Below are 21960 nucleotides of genomic sequence, written 5' to 3'. Positions count from 1 at the left end.
GGGTGCGAGATGCGATTCCAATTTGACGGCAATCAGGCGTACCAGCTCCGCGCCATCGAAGCTACGGCCGACATCCTTCGAGGCCAACCTCGCGGGACGGTCGATTACGATACGTTCGAGATGGGCGAACTGCTCGGCCCCGTCTCCAACCGTATCGACATTACCGAGGACGTGCTGCTCACCAACCTGCAGGAGGTCCAGCGGCGTTTCGGCATCACGGTAGACAGCAAGCTGGAAATGATCGAGGAGGAGATCAAGACTGCTGGCGGCAACAAAGCCGTCCGCTTCCCGAACTTCTCCGTCGAGATGGAGACCGGCACCGGGAAGACATACGTCTACATCCGCACCGCATTGGAACTGCACCGCCGGTACGGGCTGCGCAAGTTCATCGTCGTTGTCCACTCGGTTGCTGTCCGGGAAGGGGTACTGAAGACCCTCAAAATCACGCAGGAACACCTGCGGGCCATCTACCACAACGTTCCCTACCGCTTCACGTCTTACGATTCTCGGAGCATTGCCAAGGTGCGGCAGTTCGCCCAGAGCGACTGCGTCGAAATCCTCGTGATGACGATCGACTCGTTCAACAAGGACGACAACGTCATCCGGCAATCGACGGACCGCCTGCAAGGGGCGATCCCGCTTTACCTTGTCCAGTCGGCCCGGCCCATACTGATTCTGGACGAGCCGCAGAACATGGAAAGCGAGGGCCGGATTAAGGCGCTCGCGTCGCTCCACCCGCTGATGGCCCTGCGGTACAGCGCTACACACCGAAACCCTTACAACCTCTGCTACCGCCTGACGCCGTTCGAGGCGTACCGTGGTGGGCTGGTCAAGCGAATCGAGGTCGATTCCGTCCGTAAAGAGGACGACTACAACCAGGTGTTCCTGCGGCTGGAAGAGGTCCGTAGCAACAAGAAGGTCGTGCAGGCGAAGATCACGGTCCACCAGCGCATGGCCGAGGGGCAGATCAAGGAGAAGGCGTACCTGTTCAAGCCGGGTGACTGCCTGAGCGAAAAGTCCGACCGCCCGGAATACAGCTCGTTCGTCATCGACGAGATTCACGCCCGCGAGGAGTTCGTCCGCTTCGCCAACGGCATCGAAATCCGCGTCGGTCAGACGCAGGGTGCCGATCAGGCCGAGCTGTTCAAGCAGCAAATCCGTCGTTCCATCGAGACGCATTTTCAGAAGCAGAAGAAGCTGAAAGCCGCTGGCATCAAGGTGCTGTCGCTGTTCTTCATCGACCGCGTGGAGAACTACACCGGCACAGTGCCCCCGGAGCGCGGGACCGATAGCGTGGACGGGCTGTACCCCGGAATCATCCGCGAGCTGTTCGACGAGGCGTTCAACGAGCTGAAGGGCAAGTACCCGGACTTCGCGGAGTTGGAACCCTCCGCCGTCCGCAAGGCGTACTTCGCGCAGAAGAACCGCCGGGGCGGGGCCGTCGAAGTCCTCGACTCGACGACCGGCCAGAGCAAGGAAGACCGGGACGCCTACGACCTCATCATGAAGGAGAAGGAGCGGCTCCTCGGCTTCCGCGAGCCGGTCGCGTTCATCTTCTCCCACTCCGCGCTCCGCGAAGGCTGGGACAACCCGAACGTGTGCCAAATCTGCACGCTCAACCAGACCGTCTCCGAGGTCAAGAAGCGGCAGGAAGTGGGTCGCGGCATGCGGCTGATGGTGGACCAGAAGGGCGTCCGCAACGCCGACCCCAAGCTCAACGTGCTGACGGTCATTGCCAACGAGAGCTACGAGCAGTTCGTGGACGGGCTGCAAAAGGAGATGGAGGAGGCGTTCGGGAAGGAAGGAGCCGCCCCTCGTCCAACCAACGTCCGGGCGAAGAAGACGGCCACCCGCAAGCCGCTGGAGCAACTCCCGGCCGAATTCGCGGAGCTGTGGGAGCGCATCAAGCACAAGACCCGCTACCAAGTGACCGTGGACACCGCCAAGCTGGTCACCGACGTAGTCGCCGCGTTGAACAAGGTGAAGATCGAACCCCCGCGAATCATCAGCCAGACGGCCGACGTGCATGTCGGCGACAGCGTGGACAAGCTCGACTACCGGGTCGGGGGGAAACGCATCCTCACCCGCCTGATCGGCCGCCACTCGCTGCCCAATCTGGTCGAGATGATCGAAGACCTGATCGCCCACATCACCCCGCCGGTCAAGCTCACCCGGCGAACACTGGCGTCGATCGTCACCGGCATCAAGGAGCGGCAGGCCGCGCTCGACAACCCGCAGGAGTTCGCATCGCAGGCCGCCCGCGTGATCCGCGAGAAGGCGATCCAGCAACTGGTCGATGGCATCCAGTACGAGAAGGACGGCAACTGGTACGACATGACCGAGTGGGTCGAAACCGAAGAGACCGTTTCCGACCGGCTGGTGCCGGTGGAGAACTCGATCTACGACCAGATCGTCGTGCAGTCCGACACCGAGCGGAAGTTCGCCGAGAAGCTCAAAAAGCGGAAGGACGTGAAGCTCTTCGTGAAACTGCCGAACTGGTTCAAGGTGACGACCCCGGTGGGCAACTACAACCCGGACTGGGCACTCGTCATGGAGAAGCCCGACGAGGACGACACGCTGCTGTACCTCGTGCGGGAGACCAAAAGCACGACAGTCGCCGACGAGCTTCGGGGCACGGAGAACCAGAAGATCCACTGCGGGGAGAAGCACTTCGTTGGCGGGCTGAACGTCGATTTTCGCGTGGTCACGAATGCCGATGAGCTACCGTAACCACCTGAATTGAAGGCAAATGGCTCGCCCACGTCGGCGAGCCTCGACCGTCACGAATTAGTACACGAGTTCTGTGGAAACGGGCGAAAATATAGCCAAAACGCCCCGTTCCAGTCACCAGCCGATTTGACGCAAACCCTTCGCCGGACAGTTGGTTAACGGCCGTTCCAGTCATGTAAATCTTGCGGGTCGATGTAGTTCATAAGAGTCCACGATCTATTTCTGACAAGCATTTCCGGAGGACGCTCTCGCCGGTCCGACCGACCTCAACACCCTCGTCCGCTTCCAGGATTTGCTCGAACGCGAAGAGGGGGAGGACAACCTTGATTATCGCGTTTCCGCCCGACTTAACCAGTCCCGAGCCCGCCTGGAGGCCCCCGAAATTTCCCCGAGATGCGGACGCAACCCGCGGGTTCCCGAACGGATCGTCTGAACATCGGCCTCCACTTGAGCGTCATCAGCCCGATGTTGTTCGCACGGCTCATCCGGAAACCGTTGCCCGATCCCGAGCGGGGTTCCCGAACGGCGGCTGAAATGAGGGGGCGACTCGCTATCCTCTTAGCATCCCGACGGCCACAGCGGTCCGGGCGCCCGGAGGGTGAGATGATTAAGTTTCTCCGCAACCTCTCGTTGACGCATTGGATCCTCATTTCGATGGCCCTCGGCACCCTCATCGGGTGGGCGTTCCCGGACGCGGCCCAGTACCTCAAGCCGCTCTCCACGATCTTTCTGCGGATGATCAAGTCGCTCATCGCCCCGCTCATCTTCGCGACACTCGTCGTCGGCATCGCCGGCCACGGCGACGACATGAAGCGGGTCGGCCGCCTCGCCCTGAAGTCGCTGATCTACTTCGAGATCGTCACCACGCTCGCCCTGTTCATCGGGCTGGCGGCCGTCAACCTGACGCGACCCGGCGTCGGCGTGCCGCGGGCCGTCCCGACGGAGAAGCACGCCGAGGCCCCGCCGCGGGGGGACGTGACGTTCTCCGAAGTCCTGGAACACATGGTTCCGGTGAGCGTGTTCGAGGCGGCGGCGAAGAACGAGGTGCTGCAAATCGTCTTCTGGTCGGTTCTGTTCGGGGCCGCTCTCACGCAGGTGCCGCGCGAGCCGCAGGCGGTGATGCTCCATGCGATGGAAGCCCTGGCCGAGACGATGTTCAAGTTCACGGGCATGGTGATGAAGTACGCCCCGGTCGGCATCGGGGCGGCCATCGCCGTCACCGTCGGCCACAGCGGAATTCAGGTTCTCCTCAACCTGCTCTACCTGATCCTCACCCTCTACGCGGCCCTGTTCGCGTTCATGGTGTTCGTGCTGCTGCCGGCCGCAATGTGGGCGCGGATTCCGCTCCGCAAGTTCGGCCGGGCGGTGAAGGAGCCGGCCTTGATCGCGTTCTCGACGACCTCGTCGGAGGCGGCGCTGCCGAAGGCAATGCTGGCAATGCAGGGCATCGGCGTGCCGAAGCGGATCGTTGCGTTCGTCATGCCGACGGGGTACTCGTTCAACCTCGACGGCACGACCCTCTACCTGGCGGTCGCGTCCATCTTCGCCTGCCAGGTGATCGGCAAGGAGATGTCGTTCGGCGAGCAGTTGGTGATGATGCTGACGCTAATGCTAACCTCGAAGGGGGTGGCCGGGGTACCGCGGGCGTCGCTGGTGATCCTGTCCGGCACGCTGGCGTCGTCGGCCAAGCTGCCGCCCGAAGACGTGGCCTTGGTACTCGGCCTCATCATGGGCGTGGACGAACTGATGGACATGGCCCGCACGACCGTCAACCTGATCGGCAATTGCCTGGCGACGTGCGTGATGGCCCGGTGGGAGGGGGAGTTCGACGACGCCGCGACCGGAGTTTTGGCAGCAGAATCTAACGCGCCCCAGACACCACCGCCAACGGAAGTGATGCCCGGATTGGAGAGCACCCGACAACCCCACTGAACCGGCCCCCTTACCCTTATCACCGCCGTCCGAGAATTCTGTGCTGCGCCGATTTTTGATTTTCCGCGCAGGACGGCCGTTACTTCCCGACGAACCGATAGAGTTGGGACTCGGTTCGAACGTAGAGACTGCCATCGACCGGAGCGAACGTCGCGAACGTCTTCTCCTTGAGGGCCGACTGACCTACCGACTTGAAACCCACCTTCGTGGCCTCGACCACTTGGCCGACGCCGTCTTCGCTCGTGGTGTAAATCAGGCCGTTCGCGATGATCGGTGACGAAGAATAGCCCTTCCCGGGCAAGCGTTCGGTCCAGTGAACGGTGCCGGTTTTCGCGTCGAGACAGGTCAGGAACCCTTGATCGGTGACGGTGTACACTTCATCCCCGAACGCGACCGGCGTCGGTGTGTGGGGCGCGCCCTTTTTCGATGACCACGCGACCTTCGCCGGGCTATCGCTCGTGTCGAGGGCGAGCAGGTATGGAGTGTCGAAACTCGTTTGCACCACCACCCGGCCGCCGGCCAGAATCGGCCGGCCGGCAATCGAGTAACCGCCGGCCGGGTACTTCGTCCTCCAGACTTCCTTGCCGTCCTTCGGGTCGTAGGCGGCGATAAAGTCGCTCGCCCCGCTCACGATCACGCGGCGGTCGTTCGCCGTGATCAACTGCGGCGTCGAGAACGAGAAGCGCTTCGACGCGGTCGATTTGCGGTCGGTCTTCCACCGCTCGTCGCCAGTCGCCTTATCCAGCGCAGCCACGAACTGCTGGTCGCCCCCGTCCGCGCTGAAAACGACCAGGTCGTCCACGAGGATCGGCGAGCCGCCGGTCCCGTGAACGGCGTTGTATTGGTAGTCGGTTCGCTTCCACACGACCGTGCCTTTCAGGTCCAGGCAGGCCGTACCCATGTGGGCGAAGTGGACGAAGACGTGTGTGCCGTCACTCGCCGGGGTGGCACTGGAGTAGGAGTTCTTGGCGTGCGCGCGGCCGGCCGTCTTGGCGTCGGCGAAGATCACTTCTTGGTCCCAATCGACGCTCCCACTCCCGGCGTCCATGCAGATCGCGTGCAGCGATTGGCCGCCGTCCTTCGGGACCGCCGTCGAGAGGTAAACCTTTCCTTTCACGACAATCGGCGAGGACCACCCCTTGCCGGGGATCGGCGTCTTCCAGGCGACGTTCTTATCCGGCCCCCACTCGGTGACGAGCTTCGGCCCGTCGTACTGCCCCGCACCGTTGGGGCCGCGGAATTCGGGCCAGTCGGCGGAGAGGGTTGGTGGAATCAGTACGATTGAGGCGAGAATCGACAGGAGCAAGCGGAGCATTAGGCGGGAACCTCGACGGGTACGGCGGGCGGCTTCGACCAGTTTACTCGCGTAGCAGCTTGCGGGGCGATTTTATAAAATCTCGGACGCCCCACCCGCCGTGAGATGATCGCATGTCCCCGCCGAAACCGCTGGAAGGTTACACGTCGTACAAGGGCATCCCGCCACTGGCCGGGCTGTGTTCGATGGCGGACGCGCTGAAGCCGGGGCTGTCGGTGGAGGAGTGCGTGCGGTGGCTGAAGCGGTTCCACTACACCTTCGTGCGGTTGCACCAGATTCTGACGGCCCGCATCACGGCCGAGCCGATCTACGAACTGAAGACGGCGTTCAGCCACCACGCCTATCTGTGTGCCGAGCACGCAGCGGCGTTGCGGACGCGGGTCGCCGAGATGCGCGAGCCGCCGCTGGGGTTGGATGAGGTGCCTCACCCGGCGTTGGAGGCGTTCTTCGACGAGATTCTGAACGCGCCGTCGACGGGGGAACTGCTGACCGGCCTGCGTCTCGCGTTCCAGATGCTCGACGACACGATCACCGTCTATCAGTTACATACGCATCCGCTCACCGACGCACCGAGCAAACGGTTGCTTCGATTCGCCAACATGGAAGTCGATGACATGATCGCCTTCTACGACTCGGCAATTGCGGCCGTTGACGCGAAGATGACACCCGATTGGTACCTCACCCTGATCGCCCTTCTTCGGGAATCCGGCGGGTTGGATGGAACGCAAGAATCACAGTCAAGCGGACCGCTGCCGCGGGGATACTCCAAGAAGCCGTTCCAGTACGATCCCATCCCCCAGCGCGACGAGCGGTTCACCGACCACTGGAACCAGGGCGTGAACGCCGAGGCATTCCTGTACTCGGAGCAGTACCCGGCGAAGGCCAAAGCGCTGATGATGCTATTCAAGCGCATCCGCGAGATCGACGTGCCGGAGATGATGGCGTCGGTCGTCGCGCAGACGCCGGGGAAGCAGTGGGGGTACTACCGCGACATGGCCCGGCAAATCTGGGACGAGGCCCGGCACGCCATGATGGGCGAAGTCGGCTTCGTCGCCCTCGGCGTCGACTGGACGCAGGCCCGTGTCACCTGGAACTGGTCGTACCGGCTGAACACCGAATGTACGCCGGCCGAACGGCATGCCGTGCTGTTCTTCATCGAGCAAGGGCTAATGCCGAAGACGGGCAAGCGGTACGAGTACGAGGTCGCGCACGAGTCGGGCATTCCGCTGATGGCGACGATTCAGGACTTTGACTGGGCCGACGAGGTACTGCACAGCCAGATTGGCCGGCAGTGGCTGGTGCCGGAGTACGGCGGGCTGGCCGCGGCGATGAAGTATGGCGATCAGTGTTGGAGCAAAATTCTGAGCAACTGGACGACCGTCCGCGATCAGGGGCTGACGAAGCACGACAACTGGTGGCCGGCGGTCTACGCCCAAGCGTGTGCCGCGGCCGGCGAGGAACCCGATCCGTTGGTGATGGGCTATGCCGAAACCTACGAGGCGAAGCGGGCCGACGTTCACCGCGGTGGACTGGTCGGGGAGTAGCTATTTCCGCTTCAACCGCTCCAGTGCGGCGGCTGCGTCGTCGCTGCCCGCTCCCTTGTCCGTGCGAATCGCTTCCAGCTGGTGAACCGCGGCCGGGGTGCCGATGAGTTCCAACGCCCACACCGCCCGGTTCATCCGCAGTTGGTTCCCGTACGGGCCGTGCTTCGGGATGATGTGTCCGCCCTTCTCCAGTTGGGCTGACAGTTTCTCGGCCCGCCGGACCACTTCCGGGTCCGCATCCTTCTCCGCGGCGGCGACGGCGGGTACGGCGAGGACGCCGAGTTTGAACAACTCCTTCTGAGCCGTTTCGCGTGTGGCGAATTGCGGGTGGCCGAGGTCTTTCACGAACGCGGCCACCTTCCGCTCGATCTCTGTACTCTCGGCCGCCGCTTGTCGGACGAGTGCGAGGGTTCGCTCGCCGCCGGCCGCGAGCCGCTGCACGTTCTCGAAGCCGAGTTTGCCGTCCCGGGAGAGGAGTTTCTCCCAGGCCGACCTCAGTTCGGCGTCGGTCGGGGCGGCGCGTTTCGGGGCCAGTTCCCACACCAGCACGTTACCGTCCACCGACGCGGAGACGAGGCGGTAGTCGGGGAGGCAGAGCAGTTTCGTTACCGAACCACAGCCGCCCTCGAAGCGGCCCAGCGGCGTGCCGGTCGCCACGTCCCACACGCTCACGCCGCCGGCACTGCCCTGGGTGCCGGCGGCTACGAGCCGGCCGTCCGGGGAAAACGTCACGGGCTGGAACGGGCCGTCGTGCCAGTTCCGCTCGCCGTAGAAGCGCCGATGCCCCGTTGCGGCCTCAATGACTTCCATGCGGACGACCGACGTGACCGCGACGAGCTTTGTGTCGGCGCTGATGGCGACCGACGGGCGGAGGCTGCGGGTGACACGAATCGACCAAAGCTGCCGGGGAATGCCGTTTGCTGCGTCGTCGAGCTTCCACGCCCGCGCGAAGCCGTCGCGACCGACACTCGCAAGGAACCGACCGTCGGTCGAAACCGCCATCGACAACAGCGGCGATGGCGCTTCCCAGGCACGAACGACGGCCCCAGACTTCGGGTTGAAGCCGCGGACGGTTTTGTCTTCGAACGACACGAACGCGAGGCCGTCGGCCGGCGACGAACACGCGGCCATCGGCACCACGCTCGGCAAGTCGATCACGCGGCTCGCCGCTCCACCCTCTTTCGGCCAGATGCTCAGTTTGTTGTCGCCGACCGTGAGTGTGCTCCCCGAACCGACGGCGACAACGGCCGCGGGTGACGTTTGAATCAAAGGCTTCGACGCCGTGCCGGGCTTCCACGCCACGACGCCGCGCTCGGCCGCCACACAGATGAGGCCGTCGGCGGTCGTTCCCAGGTCGCGAATCACGCCGAGGTCGTCCGGCTCGGTCCATCGCTGCTTGCCGGTGGACACGTCCCAAATCGCGATCCGCGGTTCGGGGCCGGACGTGGCCGCGACCTTGCCGTCGCCGGAGAGCGCGAGAACCGACACGTTCTCGCCGAAGGTTCGCCCGGGCTTGCCGGTTCGGTCCCACACCGTGACGCGCTTGTCGTTCAGGCCGATGACAGACTCGTTCGCGAAGAACGCCGTGCCGCCGTTGGCCACCCACTCGGCCGTCGGCTTGTCCTGCCCCGGCTGCCAGAGTCGAATGCGGCCCGTCGGCCCGGCGTCAGCCGAGAGCAGCGTTTCGCCGTCGGCCGACCACGCCAGTTTCGTCACGCCGTCGGCGCTCAGGTGCGTGCAAGAACTCAGGTTCTCGCCGCTGACAACGTCGGTAGTCCGCAACTGCTCGCCCGTCTCCGCGCGGGCCAGTCGCGCGCCGTTCGGCGTGAACGCGACGGCCTTCCCCGGCATCGCTTGTAGGCGCTCCAAGCCGTTCTCGACTTCGTAGACGTGCAGCGTCGATTGCGTCGTGACCGCCCCGAGGATCTTGCCGTCGGCCGAGAGCGTGACCACGTCCGCGTTCGGCAGCGACACGGTTCGCGTTGCCTTCATCGTGTTGGCGTCGAGCAGGTGAATGAGGCTATCGCCGAAACGGGCGGCGACCCGCGTGCCGTCTGTCGAGATGGCCACCGACGAGGCGTAGCCGCCCTCGACCTTGTAACTGCCGAGCAGGCGGCCGGTGTCCGTGTCCCACAACTTCACAATGCCATCCGGGCCGCCCGAGACGAGCCGCTTGCCTTCGGAATCGAGGGCCAAGGCCAGCGGGCGTTCGCCGTGTCGCAGGGCCGGGGAGCCGAAGCGAGCCACCGCGCCGGCCGGCAGTTCCTCGGCCGCGAGCGGTGGAACGCACAGCAGGGCAAGAATGATCGCGAGATGCCGCATCGGGGCCGCACCTTGAGGAGAGATTTGCGTTCCACGATTGTGGACGATTGACGGGCGACGGGTTAACGGAAAAGCTCTGGCCTTATCGCACTTCGATGTGAAACTCGAACTCGTTCTCTCGCCCCGCTACGACCTCGCGTTCTAGCCCCGATCGATCCGGCCGCCGCAGCGATTCCGGGAACGGCGACACCGACGCCAGCCGCGGCGTGTCGCCGGGGATCGGCGTCGTCCACGTCGGTGGGTCGGCGATCGACACGCGGTACCACCCACCCGTGACGTACGGCTGCCCCTCGACTCGCAGTTTGTACTCACCCGTTTCGTTGATGTCGGCTGTGGCGGTTTTGCCGGTCGTGCCGCGGTCTGGGTGCGGGGCGAACACGATCATCCCACCCGTTAGCGGCCGGCCCTGAAAAAGAACCCGACCCCGCACGGTGGCGACTTCCCGGTTCTCAGTCCGCCCCCCGCACCCCGTTGGCGCAAGGACCAGCAACAACGGCACGATCAGCCGCGCGAGGCGTTGGCGACAGGTTCGAGGGTTGTACGGGCGCACTTCTCCGCTATCGACCGGCGGCCCGAGGGGAGTTCAGTCGGAAATCGCAGATTTCGTTTGCAATTGTACATTTGTTCATGTAAATCTTGCGGCAGTGACTATTGGTTCACTAATCCGAGGTCGTCATGACTCTCCGCCGCCTGCTCATCGATATGAACTCGTACTTCGCGTCCGTGGAACAGCAGGACGACGAAGACCTGCGGGGGAAGCCGGTCGCCGTCGTGCCAGTGATGGCCCGCACGACGTGCTGTATCGCGGCGAGTCGTGAGGCGAAGCTGAAGGGCGTCAAGACGGGGATGGCCGTGTGGGAAGCATTGCAATTTTGCGAAGGTCTGCGGTTGGTGCTGGCCCGGCACGACCGATACGTCGAGGTCCACGACCAGATTGTGCGGGCCGTGGCGAGGTGCCTGCCGATCGACCGCGTGCTGTCGATCGACGAGATGGTCTGCACTCTGCTGAAGAGCGAGTGCCATCCGGTCACGGCCGAGCGGCTGGGGAATCAGATCAAGGCCGAGATCCGGCAGTCGGTCGGTGAGTGCGTAACGTGTTCCATCGGCATCGCCCCGAACCACCTGCTGGCCAAACTGGCGTCGAATATGAAGAAGCCGGACGGCCTCACAGTCATCGAAAAGCATGAACTGCCGCAGCGGTTGTACCCGGTCAAGATCACCGCGTTCTCGGGCATCGCTCGGCGGATGGAAGCCCGCTTCCGCAAGTTCGGCGTCGTCAGTACCGAGCAACTGTGCAGCCTCTCCGTTCAGACGATGTCGCTGATCTGGGGCAGCAAGATTCACGGCGAGCGCTGGTTCTATCAACTCCGCGGCGAGGAAGTCTTCGAGAAGCCGACGGTGCGGCGGACGGTCAGCCACTCGCACGTGCTGCCGCCGTCGCTGCGGAACCATACCGGGGCGCGGGGCGTCATGGTCAAACTCATCCACAAGGCCGCCGCCCGACTGCGGACGCTGGAAAACTGGTGCGGCAGCCTCGGCGTGCGGCTTCGGTACGAGGACGGCCAAACCTGGGGCATCGCTTGCAAGGTTATGCGGACGCAAGACACGCTCACGTTGTTGCACGCCTTCGAGAAGCTCTGGCAGTTGCGGCCGCGCGGCGAGCCGAAGCAGGTGGCGATGGTGCTGTTCGATCTCACGCCGGCGGCAATGACTACGCCGTCGCTGTTCGACGTGGACCACGACCTGACGGAAGTCTCGCACACGATGGACAAGATCAACCGGCAGTTTGGCAAGAACTCGATTCACTTCGGCACTCTCTGCGGCAGCAAAGACACCGCCCCGACGCGGATCGCCTTCACGCAGATCCCCGAGTTCGACCCGGCGAGTACCTGAATTTCAGGCGAGCGGCCCGGCGTAAGCGGGCCGTGTCCGTGTGTTTCAAGACACGGCCCGTTTACGCCGGGCCGCTCGCCGTTGCATTTCGTTCCGACTCGCGGTTCATATCCTGACGGAAACGCACCGCGAGAACCACGACCATGATCGAGACGATTGCCGAGAAAGTCCACGCCGGGGAACGCCTAACCTTCGACGACGGCCTCTTCCTTGAGCAGCACACCGACTTGCACACGCTCGGCGAACTCGCCAATCACGTCCGTGAGAAGCTCAACGGCAACGTCACCTATTACAACGTCAACCAGCACCTCAACCCCACCAACGTCTGCGTCTACCGCTGTCAGTTCTGCTCCTTCCGGGCCGACTTGAAGTCGCCGAAGGGATACGTGATGACCGACGATCAAATCCTCCAGCGGGCCCGCGACGCCCACGAACAAGGGGCGACGGAACTGCACATCGTTGGCGGGTTGCACCACCAACTGCCCTACGAGTGGTACCGCGACATCATCAAGAACATTCACGACCACTACCCGGAACTGCACCTGAAAGCGTGGACGGCCGTCGAGTGGGACTGGTTCGAGCGGCTCACGAAGCGGCCGACGAAGGAACTCCTCGCGGACATGAAGAGTGTCGGCCTCGGCTCGTTGCCCGGCGGCGGGGCGGAAATCTTCCACGAAGATGTGCGGTCGCAGATTTGCGACTACAAGGCCGACGGCGAACAGTGGTTGCGGGTCCACCGCGAGTGGCACGAACTCGGCGGCAAGTCGAACGCGACCATGCTCTACGGCCACATCGAGAAGCCGGAACACCGCATCGACCACATGCTCAAGCTGCGAGAACTGCAAGACCAGACGGGCGGCTTTCAGACGTTCATCCCGCTCGCGTTTCACCCGGAGAACAACACCCTCGGGGCGAACCTGCCGAAGCCGAGTGGCCTGATGAACCTTCGCCAAATGGCCATCGCCCGTCTGATGCTCGACAACTTTCCGCACATCAAGGCCTACTGGCAGATGCTCACCATCAACATCGCGCAGGTGGCCCAGAGTTACGGAGCCGACGACATCGATGGCACGGTCGTCCACGAGACAATTTACCACGCCGCAGGCAGTGACTCGCCGCAGGCAATGACCGTCGCACAACTGCGGCGGCTGATCGAGGAAGCGGGCCGCACGCCGGTGGAGCGGGACACTTTGTACCACGAAGTCGTGCGAACCGCTCCGGCCGAACGCGATTGGAAGCAAGGTCGGCGGTTGGCCCTGGTGTGAGGCAAACCCTCCAGGCGGAAAAATCGTTGCGGGCACTCTGGCGCGTAGGTAGGCCGCTGGGCCGATGCGTAACTCGTCGGCACGGGCAAAGTGTTGCAGGATCGGCCGGCTTGGACAATCCTGCTGCGTCGAAATCAAACACCCGTCAAACGATTTTCAAATTCTCCTATGGGGGACTCGATTTTCGGCTAGAGAACATTCCGCGGGGCGAATAGAACCGAGGACGTTCCCGACCGAAAACCGAGTTTGCTCCATGAAACGCCGCCTCATTCGCCTAACGACTCTGGGTCTGGTCGCTGGTGTTGGAATCTGCCTCATCTCCGAGGGACGGGAGTACGCCCGGTTGTGCGATGTCATCCGGGAGAAAGAACGGGAGGAGGCGGTGCTCGATGAGATGGTCGCCCTGAACCGCACGGAAGACGACGTGCGGTTGATCCGCCATCGGGAGGACGTGCTCCTCGTGAAGGCCGGTGGCCGATGAGGGGCGATTACTTGTCCGCCTTCGGAGCATACCCCTTCCACACCCATTCGAGGGCGTGCGGAAGGAACTGCGCCTGGGCGTTACCGACGCCGTGGCCGGCCCCACGGCAGAACAGGTATTGATACTCATAGCCCTTGGCCTTCAGCACCTTGGCCGTGCGGTGATTGGCTTCCACCCAGTCGTGCATGCCGTCCCGCATCACGTTGGGGTTGAGCAGGTCCGAATCGCCAACGGAGATGAACAGTCGGATGGGCTTCTTGGGGCTGTTGGGGATGAGCGTTTCGTGGAACCCCCAAGCCCCGTCGGGGTACTTCGGATCGAACGGCCACGCTTGGTTCACGAACGTGCCCGACGTGGTCAGAACGCGGTGGTAAAGATCGTTGCGGAACCAGGCCATGATGAGCGCGGCCGAACCGCCGGAACTGTTGCCCATCGCCGCGCGACCGTCGGGGTCTTTCGTCAGTTTCACCGCGAAGTTCTTCTCCACGCGAGGTAACACTTCGGTTTCGATGTACTCGGCGTAGTCGCCGTTCATGTTGTCGTATTCTTTGCCGCGCTGGTGCCCCTGGGCGTCACCGCCCCCGTTGGCGATTGCAATGACGACGATGGGGGGAATCCGCTTCTGGGCGATCAGGTTGTCGAGGATGGTCTTCATGCCCAAGTTGGCATTCTTGTTGGGACCGGGGCCGTCGTGGACCACCAGGAACGGCGCTTCGGTGCCCGGTTTGTATTGCGCGGGAATGTAGACCGTGACCCCGCGCTTGTAGTCGATGGCGTGCGTCTCGACGATCAACGTCTTCGGGTTGCTCGGGTCTACCTTTCCGAACTCTTTACGGGCGATGCCGGGGTTCAGGAGTTTGGTCTCCTTCGAGTCGATGACGAACTGCTGCACCTTCCCTTGCGGAACCCCGTTGACGGCCTTGCGTTCCGGGGCGGGCACGTACTCTGGCCCGATGACGAAATTGTCGTCCGCGTCGAGTGGAGGGTTCTCCCCGGCTTTCAGGACCTTGAACGGCGGGGCGCCGGAGTCGTCGAACTTGCGCACCGGCGGCGCTGCCGACAAACTGGGACACGCGAGTGCTGTCATCAAAAGGGCCATCCGCAACTTGAACATGAAACTCCTCGTTCTTTCTTTCCTGAAGCGAGCGATCCTGAGGATGCTCGTGTGATCGCCGTGGTGCTACTCTGTCTACCCGATTCGGCATCGATCTGCGTGCTTTTCTTTCCAAACCCGAGTCGCCAGTCTGAACGCGAAAGCGGTCAGACCCTGGCGCGGGAACGAAATCGAACTTAACCCTTCCACTCGGCCGTCTGGCCGGTGCGCAGGGCTTGGTTGGCGAGGTGGGCCGCCGACGCCCCGGACACGCCGGCTTCGGCCGGTGCGGTGGGAGTCTTTCGCGTCTTGATGCAGTCGAGCCAGTTTTGCAGGTGCAATAGCTCGCCGTCTGGCTTGTCATAGAAGTCTGCCCCCGGTGGCCCGCTGCCGAGGATTTCTTGCAGGGGTTCGACTTTCTTGTTCTTCTCGGGTATCAGTTCCAATCGGCCGCGGTCGAGGTAGATTGTCGCCTCGGTGCCGAGGAACTCGATGCGGGCCGCCGACCGGGCGTTGCTGAACGTGCCTTCGAAGTGCATCTGGATTTGGTTCGGGCAGGGCCATCTTCTTCGCTTCTTCGAGTGCCTTGTCCCACACGTCGCACAGCAGCACGATGCGGACGTTCGGCATGTTCACCAGCGACTTCATCAAGTGTCGTGCACGGCCGCCGGTGCCGACGATGCCGACGTTGATGGTTTCGTTCGCGGCGAACGCGGTGGCGGAAGACCCGGCCACCGCGAGAACGCCGGCCGACGTTTGGAGGAAACTGCGGCGCGAGGGCAGGGGAGAGGACATGCCAGGCTCCGAGGGTGGTTACTTTCGCGGGAGGGCTTCGACGGCGAGGCGCTGGAACTCTTGGCGGATCGGCGACGCATCGCCGTTGCCGAGGTCACTGCGGGCGATGAGCAGGATCACGAACAGGTCTTGCTTCGGGTCGATCCAGTATTGCGTGCCGAACGCACCGCCGTGGCCGAACGTGCCGGCGGAGAGCATCGCGGTCACACCCTTCGATTCCTTCACGACCGCGAACCCGTAGCCGAAACTCATGCCATCGACGAAGCCGGTCTTGATGTCGCCGGTCTGCGTCTTGGTCATCTCCGCGAAGTTCTTCTCGCTAACGATCCGCACGGTGCCTTTCGCCCCGCGACCGAGCATCGCCTGGCTGAACGTCGCCAGGTCGCCCGCGCACGAGTACAACCCGCCGGCCGGGACTGGATGTTTGGCGTCCTTCGCGAAATCGAGGATCAGGTTGGACGCCGGCACGAGTTGGCCGTCCTTCTTGGCGTAGACCGTGGCCGAGTGCCCGACTTGATCCGTCGTCGGGTAGAAGGTCGTGCTCTTCATTTCCAGCGGGTCGAAGACTCGCTTTTGCAGGAAGGTGTGGTACGGCTCGCCGGACACGACTTCGATGATGCGGCCGAGGGTGTCGATGCCGGGGTTGCAGTACGACCACTTCGTCCCCGGCTCGAACGTGAGCGGTTGTTTGGCGATGAGCGCCGTCGTTTGGGCGAGTGTCTTGTTCCGCTTCGTGTACACGTCGGCCGCGACGGGCGGATAGTTCGGCAGACCGGACGTGTGCGTCAGCAGGTCGCGGAGGGTGATCGGCCGGGCTGGTGCCTTTAGCTCTTGTCCCACCTTCAGCATCTGCCCCTTGAAGTCCGGCAGGTGCTTCTCGACCGCATCGTCCGGCGACAACTTCCCCTCGTCGGCGAGGATCATGATGCCCATCGCCGTGATCGGCTTGGTCATCGACGCGATCCGGAACAGCGTGTCTGTGGTCATCGCCTTGTTAGATGCAATGTCGGCTTCGCCGACCGCTCCGAGATGGATGATCCCACTACTCCGCCCGACGAGCGTGACCGCCCCGGACAGGTCGTGGGACGTGACGAACTCTTGCATCCGGGTCGTGACCGCCGGAATTTGCGGCGGTGCCGGCGTCTGTCCGAACGCCGGCACGAGGCACGCCAAGAAGAGCGCGACGGAGAAGGGGTATCGCATGACTGTTCTCGGGTGGGAGGGTTACTTCAGCAGGTCCGCAGGCTTCACACCGGGCTTGTGACCACCGGCTTTGAACGGCAGCGGCTTGAACTCGCCGACGATGTCGACTTTGGTTTTCTCGGGGATCGCCGACTCCAACCCGGCCGCCCAGAAGCAGGCGTTCGCGATCATGCGGCGGGTCGCTTCGAATTCCAAATCCTGCGACGAGCCCATCGTGGTCGTGAAAACGCGGCCGGTCTTGTCGCCACTCTTGTAGGATTTCGTCCACGCCACCGGCATCATCGGGTCGTTCTTTTTGCCGACCACCGCCTTCGAATCGGGCTTAAGCGTCTCCGTGACTTCGCCCATCACGAGCGGTTGGCTGTCGCCGGGGAGCGGGAGTTTGACGGTGTACACGTCGGTCGGCCCGAAGATTTCGCCGTCCTTGATGCCCTTCAGGATCGGATGGGTTTCTTGCCCCTTCACGAACCGGCCGCGCGTGCCTTCCTTGCCGTGGGAACCGTGGTGTGCCACCCAGGTTTCGCCGAGGATCGTCCGGCCGAAGCCGCCGTCCTTGTTCGACCAGTGATATTCCTGAAACTTGCTGTTCTTCAAATTGAAGCCGTGGGTGGCCGTTCGCAGGCCGACCACCGGCTTGCCGGTGTGGATGTAATCAACGACGTGCTTCATCTGATCGTCCGGCAGATTGCGGAACCGGGTGAAGATCACCATCAGGTCGGCCGTGGCCAGCGCGTTAAGACCGGGGATGTTGTCCACTTGCCCGGGGTTGATCGTCTCGCCGTCTTTCTTGTCGATCGCGAAGAGGACGGTACACGTGAAGCCGTGGTGCTTGCTGAGAATCTTCGCGAGTTGCGGCAGTGCCTCTTCGGAACGGTATTCCTCGTCGCCACTCACAAAGACAATGTGCTTACCCCCGCCCGGTCCCTCGTGCCCCGGAAGAACGATCCACGGATCGGCCGCACGGGCCAAAGGGGATGAAATAAGCACCGCGAGGAGGGTGAGCAGTCGTGCCATGAGTGGAATCTTCGAGAGGGTAGGTGGGTGATTGCAGAGTATATGGCAGGGGCGGGATCGGGTGAAGAGAATCGCCGAAATCTTCCCTGGCGGGTCGTCTATTTGCCCCAGATTGTCCAGGCTTCCCGATCCGACGTTTTTGGTTAACCGGCACATCTCTCAAAACCGCGCTTATCTGTTGACACCACATCTGACGATGGTATGTGACAGCCTTCCAGGTGAAGGTACGGACACGGTCTGCTCGCGGAGAGGGCACATGGACGCCGCCAACTCGTTCTCGTTTCGTCGACTGATCAAGTACGTCGTGCTCGTTTATGTCGCGTTCGCCGTCGTCAGTTACGCGGTCGACCCGCGAGTGGACGATGTCCAAAAAAGGACGGCCGACTACGCCAAGAAGCAGCAGGACCTCGCCGAGAAGAAGGCCGCCCGCGAGCGGTTGCTGCCGCACGGCGACGGGACCAAGGACACCCGCGAACCGAACTACTCGACCGACCCGGCCGACCCGTACCCGATGCCGCCCGAGTTGGACGGCGTGAAGTTACTGGAACAAACCGAGGAGCAGAAGTCCGCCAAGAGCGGCGGGTGCATCGTCTGTCACCAGACGGCCCACGACCCGCACTACAAGGACACGGTTCGCCTCGGCTGTACCGACTGTCACGGCGGCGATGCCTGCGCGACCACGAAGGAGAAGGCTCACCCGCTCTCGCGGTTCCCGCAGTTCTGGGCGTCGTCGGCCAACCCGGTGCGGTCGTACACGCTGCTCAACCACGAGTCCCCGGAGTACATCCGCTTCGTGAACCCCGGCGACTTCCGCATCGCGCACATCAGTTGCGGTACGTCCGGCTGTCACCCGAAGGAAGTGCAGGTCAACCGGAAGCAGATCATGACGACCGGGTGCATGCTCTGGGGAGCCGCACTTTACAACAACGGGGCGGTGCCCTTCAAGAAGGCCCGCTACGGCGAAGCGTACTCGATGAACGGTGCGCCGGTGCGGATGATCACGTGGCCACCGCCGTCGGAAGAGGAAATGGAAAAGAAGGGCGTGCTGCCGTTCCTCGACCCGCTGCCGCGCTTCGAAAATAGCCAGCCGGGGAACATCCTGCGCATCTTCGAACCGGGCGGCCGCTTCCGCCCGGACACCGGCATTCCCGAGTTGAAGGAAGAACCCGGCCGCCCGCGGACCCGCCTCAGCGAACGGGGCATCGGCACGGCCAACCGGACCGACCCGGTGTTCATCGGCCTCAACAAGACGCGCCTCTTCGACCCGACGCTGAACTTCCTCGGCACGAACGACAACCCCGGTGACTACCGCTCCAGCGGTTGTTCGTCGTGCCACGTCGTCTACGCTAACGACCGCTCGCCGGTCCACTCTGGCCCTTACGCCAAGTACGGCAACCGCGGCATGTCGGCCAACACCGACCCGACCATCCCCAAGAACGAACCGGGCCACCCGATCGAGCACCGGTTCACGAACGCGATCCCGACGAGCCAGTGCATGGTCTGCCACGTCCACCCTGGCACGACGGTCATGAACAGCTACATCGGCTACATGTGGTGGGACGAGGATAGCGAGTCGGACAAGGTGTACCCTGATAAGCAGTTGAACCCGTCGCCCGAGCAACTGGTGCGGTCGTTGATGCGCAACCCGAACGAGATCGCGGCCAAGAGCAAGATGGGCAACCCGGACTTCACGGCCGACATGGCCCAGTTGAATCCGGAGATGACGAAGGCCCAGTTCGGCGACTTCCATAGCCACGGGTGGGCGTTCAACGCCGTGTACAAGCGGGACCGTGTGGGTAACTTCCGCGACCACTTCGGCAACGTCGTGGCCAACCCGACCCCGCAGCAACTCATGGCCGCGACCGACTTCGCGACGAAGGTGAAGGACTTTCACAAGACGAAGCAAGACACGGCCATCAAGTCGAAGGTCGCGGAGGAAGTGTTCGACAAGGAGCGAGCCGGCCAGCCGGTCCACCTGCGGGACATCCACATGGAGAAAGGGATGCACTGTGCGGACTGCCACTTCGTGCAGGACGCGCACGGCAACAACCGCATTCAACAGGAAGTGCGCGGGGCCACGGAAATCCTGTGCGTGGACTGCCACGGTACGGCGTCGGACTACGCCAGCCTCCGTACGTCCGGCCCGGCGAGCTACACCAGCGACCCCGACGGTCGCGGCCGAAACCTCGCCGCCATGCGGACGCCGTTCGGCAAGCCGCGGTTCGAGGTCGAGGAACTGCCCGGCGGCAAGAAGCGCATCTTCCAGAACTCGTCCGTCGAGAAGGGCGTTCGCTGGGAGGTCGTGCAGACGAAGGACACGATCAGCCGCGACCACCCGCGGTACAACGAGAAGTCGGCCCTCGCGAAGACCGTGCGCATGGAGAACGGCGAGATGGTCTGGGGCGACCTGCCGGAAGGCGGCGAAAAGTGCGCCGCCCACCAGAACTCGAACATGAGTTGCATCGCCTGTCACAGTTCGTGGAACCCGAGTTGCTTCGGGTGCCACCTGCCGCAACGGGCGAACATGAAGATGCCGCTGCTGCACGCCGATGGCGACCTGACGCGGAACTACACGTCGTACTGCTTCCAGACGCTGCGGTCGGACATCTTCATGCTGGCCCGCGACGGCGACGTGACCGGCAACAAGGTGAACCCCGCCCGGTCGTCGTGTGCGGTCCACGTGAGCAGCTACAACGGTAACCGCGAGTTGATCTACTCGCAGCAGCAGACGATCTCGGCCGACGGCTACGGCGGCACGGCGTTCAGCACGAACGTCCCGCACACCGTCCGCGGCAAGGGCTGGCGGGAGACGAAGCAGTGTACCGACTGCCACGTCTCGACGAACAACGACAACAACGCCATCATGGGCCAACTGCTCATGCACGGCACGCAGTTCCTCAACCACATGACCCGAATCGGCTGGATCGCGACCGGCGAGGAAGGGCTATTCGGCGTGACGCTCACCGAACAGTTCGAGCCGCAGGCGATCGTCGGCAGCGACCTGCACCGCGTGGCCTACCCGGACAACTACGCCAAGTTCCTGGAGGGCGGTAGCCTCTTGAAGAATGCCCACGAGCACCCCGGCCGCGACGTGTCGTTCGGCTTGCTCAAGCCTTTCAAGACGCACGAAGTCTTGCAGGTGCAGGCCCGCGGCGAATACCTCTACGCGGCCTGCGGCGAGAACGGCATCCGCGTGTACGACATCGCGTTCATCGACGACAAGGCGTTCGCCGAGCGGATCACGACCGCCCCGGTGTCGCCGGTCGGCCAGAAGTTCTACGTGCCGACGAAAAACGCCCGGTACATCACGGCCCCGACGAGCGTGGCCGTCGACCCGACGCGGAAGATGAACCCGGCCAACAAGGAGCAGCCCGTTCACCTGATCTTCGGCTTCCTGTACGTGGCCGACGCCGAGGAAGGGCTGATCCTGATCGGGGCTGGCACGACGATCGACGGCAACCCGATCAACAACTACCTCAAGCGGCAGGTGACGTTCAACCCGGACGGCTTGCTGAAGGGGGCGCAGTACGTCCACATCATCGGCCACTACGCCTACGTCGCCTGTGACGCCGGCCTGGTCGTGGTGAACCTCGACAACCCGCTGGAACCGAAGGTCGAGTGCGTGGTGGACGAGAAGTTCATCAAGCACCCGAAGAGCATCCAGACGCAGTTCCGCTACGCATACGTGGTGGACGAGGAGGGGATCAAGATTCTCGACATCTCGGACATCGCGCACCCGAAGCCGAAATCGCTCATCCGCATCGACGGCTGTAACAACATCTACGTCGCCCGGACCTACGCTTACGTCTCCGGCGGCAAGCGGGGCATGATCATCCTCGACATCACCAACGCCGAGGAGCCGAAACTCGATCAGGTGTTCAACTGCAACGGTGCGCTGGACGACGTCCGCGACATCAAGTTAGGGATCACCTACAACACGTCGTTCGCCTACGTGGCGGACGGCAAGAACGGCATGCGGGTCGTGCAACTCTCGTCGCCGCAGCAACCCGGCAACGACGGTTTCAGCCCGAAGCCGACGCCGAAGTTGATCGCGACGTACAAGGTGCCGCACCACGGCAAAGTTCTGTCAGTCGGCAAACCGCTCGACCGTGACCGGGCGGTGGACGAATCGGGCCACCAGATCGGCGTCTTCGGCCGCGTCGGTGCCCGCCCATTCAACGCCGAGGAGCAGCGGAAAATGTACATGAAAGACGGCCAAGTCTGGAAGGTGTCGGACAATCCGAAGGACCCGATCTACCACGACAAACGCCCGCCGTTGCCGGAGAAAAAGTAGTCTTCGGTGGCCGAACCTGGGCACGCAATCCGGTGTCCAGGTATTCGGACGATTCGAGTTTGTGGCGTTGCAAGTGAGA

General features: G+C 63.3%; 14 protein-coding genes. 7 read left to right on the top strand and 7 right to left on the bottom strand.

All coding sequences use genetic code 11. The features are described 5' to 3' along the window. Positions 1–9: 9 nt before the first annotated feature. Together PX52LOC_RS27920 and PX52LOC_RS27915 are read left to right on the top strand one after the other, a co-directional pair. Positions 10–2730, top strand: coding sequence for a restriction endonuclease (locus tag PX52LOC_RS27920; RefSeq protein ID WP_149113162.1), 2721 nt, complete (start codon positions 10–12; stop codon positions 2728–2730). Positions 2731–3333: 603 nt separating this feature from the next. Beyond that, positions 3334–4662 (top strand): dicarboxylate/amino acid:cation symporter, encoded by a 1329-nt coding sequence (locus PX52LOC_RS27915; RefSeq protein ID WP_149113161.1) that lies wholly within the window; start codon positions 3334–3336, stop codon positions 4660–4662. A gap of 79 nt (positions 4663–4741) precedes the next feature. Here PX52LOC_RS27915 and PX52LOC_RS27910 read toward each other — a convergent pair whose 3' ends face one another. Continuing rightward, complete coding sequence (locus tag PX52LOC_RS27910) at positions 4742–5977, bottom strand: PQQ-binding-like beta-propeller repeat protein (RefSeq protein WP_149113160.1); 1236 nt, start codon at positions 5975–5977, stop codon at positions 4742–4744. A 113-nt stretch (positions 5978–6090) separates the two neighbouring features. On the opposite strand from PX52LOC_RS27910, the gene PX52LOC_RS27905 reads away from it, so the two are divergent. Beyond that, positions 6091–7521 carry a hypothetical protein gene (locus tag PX52LOC_RS27905; RefSeq protein WP_149113159.1) on the top strand — a complete coding sequence of 477 codons (1431 nt, stop codon included), beginning with the start codon at positions 6091–6093 and terminating at the stop codon, positions 7519–7521. Here PX52LOC_RS27905 and PX52LOC_RS27900 read toward each other — a convergent pair whose 3' ends face one another. Together PX52LOC_RS27900 and PX52LOC_RS27895 are read right to left on the bottom strand one after the other, a co-directional pair. Then, positions 7522–9843 (bottom strand): WD40 repeat domain-containing protein, encoded by a 2322-nt coding sequence (locus PX52LOC_RS27900; protein WP_149113158.1) that lies wholly within the window; start codon positions 9841–9843, stop codon positions 7522–7524. It abuts the gene before it with no gap. 82 nt (positions 9844–9925) lie between these two features. After that, on the bottom strand, positions 9926–10228 hold the full coding sequence (locus PX52LOC_RS27895) for a hypothetical protein (RefSeq protein WP_149113157.1): 303 nt from the start codon (positions 10226–10228) through the stop codon (positions 9926–9928). 290 nt (positions 10229–10518) lie between these two features. On the opposite strand from PX52LOC_RS27895, the gene PX52LOC_RS27890 reads away from it, so the two are divergent. The 3 genes from PX52LOC_RS27890 to PX52LOC_RS27880 all read left to right on the top strand — a co-directional run bounded on the left by PX52LOC_RS27890 (position 10519) and on the right by PX52LOC_RS27880 (position 13482). Further along, positions 10519–11736, top strand: a complete 1218-nt coding sequence (locus PX52LOC_RS27890; RefSeq protein WP_149113156.1) for a DNA polymerase Y family protein — start codon at positions 10519–10521, stop codon at positions 11734–11736. Positions 11737–11879: 143 nt separating this feature from the next. After that, positions 11880–13001, top strand: coding sequence for an aminofutalosine synthase MqnE (gene mqnE / locus PX52LOC_RS27885; RefSeq protein WP_149113155.1), 1122 nt, complete (start codon positions 11880–11882; stop codon positions 12999–13001). A gap of 253 nt (positions 13002–13254) precedes the next feature. Beyond that, positions 13255–13482: a hypothetical protein gene (locus tag PX52LOC_RS27880; RefSeq protein WP_149113154.1), complete on the top strand. Its 228-nt coding sequence runs from the start codon at positions 13255–13257 to the stop codon at positions 13480–13482. Positions 13483–13489: 7 nt separating this feature from the next. On the opposite strand, the gene PX52LOC_RS27875 is transcribed toward PX52LOC_RS27880, so the two are convergent. From PX52LOC_RS27875 to PX52LOC_RS27860, 4 genes are all read right to left on the bottom strand, one after another. Then, positions 13490–14596 carry an alpha/beta hydrolase gene (locus PX52LOC_RS27875; RefSeq protein ID WP_149113153.1) on the bottom strand — a complete coding sequence of 369 codons (1107 nt, stop codon included), beginning with the start codon at positions 14594–14596 and terminating at the stop codon, positions 13490–13492. Positions 14597–14772: 176 nt separating this feature from the next. Further along, the gene (locus PX52LOC_RS42110; protein ID WP_218575175.1) at positions 14773–15114 is read right to left on the bottom strand and encodes a hypothetical protein; all 342 of its coding nucleotides are present in this window, start codon (positions 15112–15114) and stop codon (positions 14773–14775) included. A 274-nt stretch (positions 15115–15388) separates the two neighbouring features. Next, a complete protein-coding gene (locus PX52LOC_RS27865) occupies positions 15389–16573 on the bottom strand; it encodes a serine hydrolase domain-containing protein (RefSeq protein ID WP_149113152.1) in 1185 nt (394 codons plus the stop codon). A 21-nt stretch (positions 16574–16594) separates the two neighbouring features. Further along, a complete protein-coding gene (locus PX52LOC_RS27860) occupies positions 16595–17587 on the bottom strand; it encodes a ThuA domain-containing protein (protein WP_149113151.1) in 993 nt (330 codons plus the stop codon). Positions 17588–17843: 256 nt separating this feature from the next. Here PX52LOC_RS27860 and PX52LOC_RS27855 point away from each other — a divergent pair, with 256 nt between their 5' ends. Further along, entirely contained in the window at positions 17844–21881 is a 4038-nt protein-coding gene (locus PX52LOC_RS27855; protein ID WP_149113150.1) for an LVIVD repeat-containing protein, read from the top strand. The last annotated feature ends 79 nt before the right edge of the window (positions 21882–21960 follow it).

The sequence above is a fragment of the Limnoglobus roseus genome, from assembly GCF_008254045.1.
In the GTDB taxonomy this organism is placed as follows: Bacteria; Planctomycetota; Planctomycetia; order Gemmatales; family Gemmataceae; genus Limnoglobus; species Limnoglobus roseus.
Note: the sequence above shows the minus strand (reverse complement) of the source record. Positions and strands in the feature narration are given on the sequence as shown.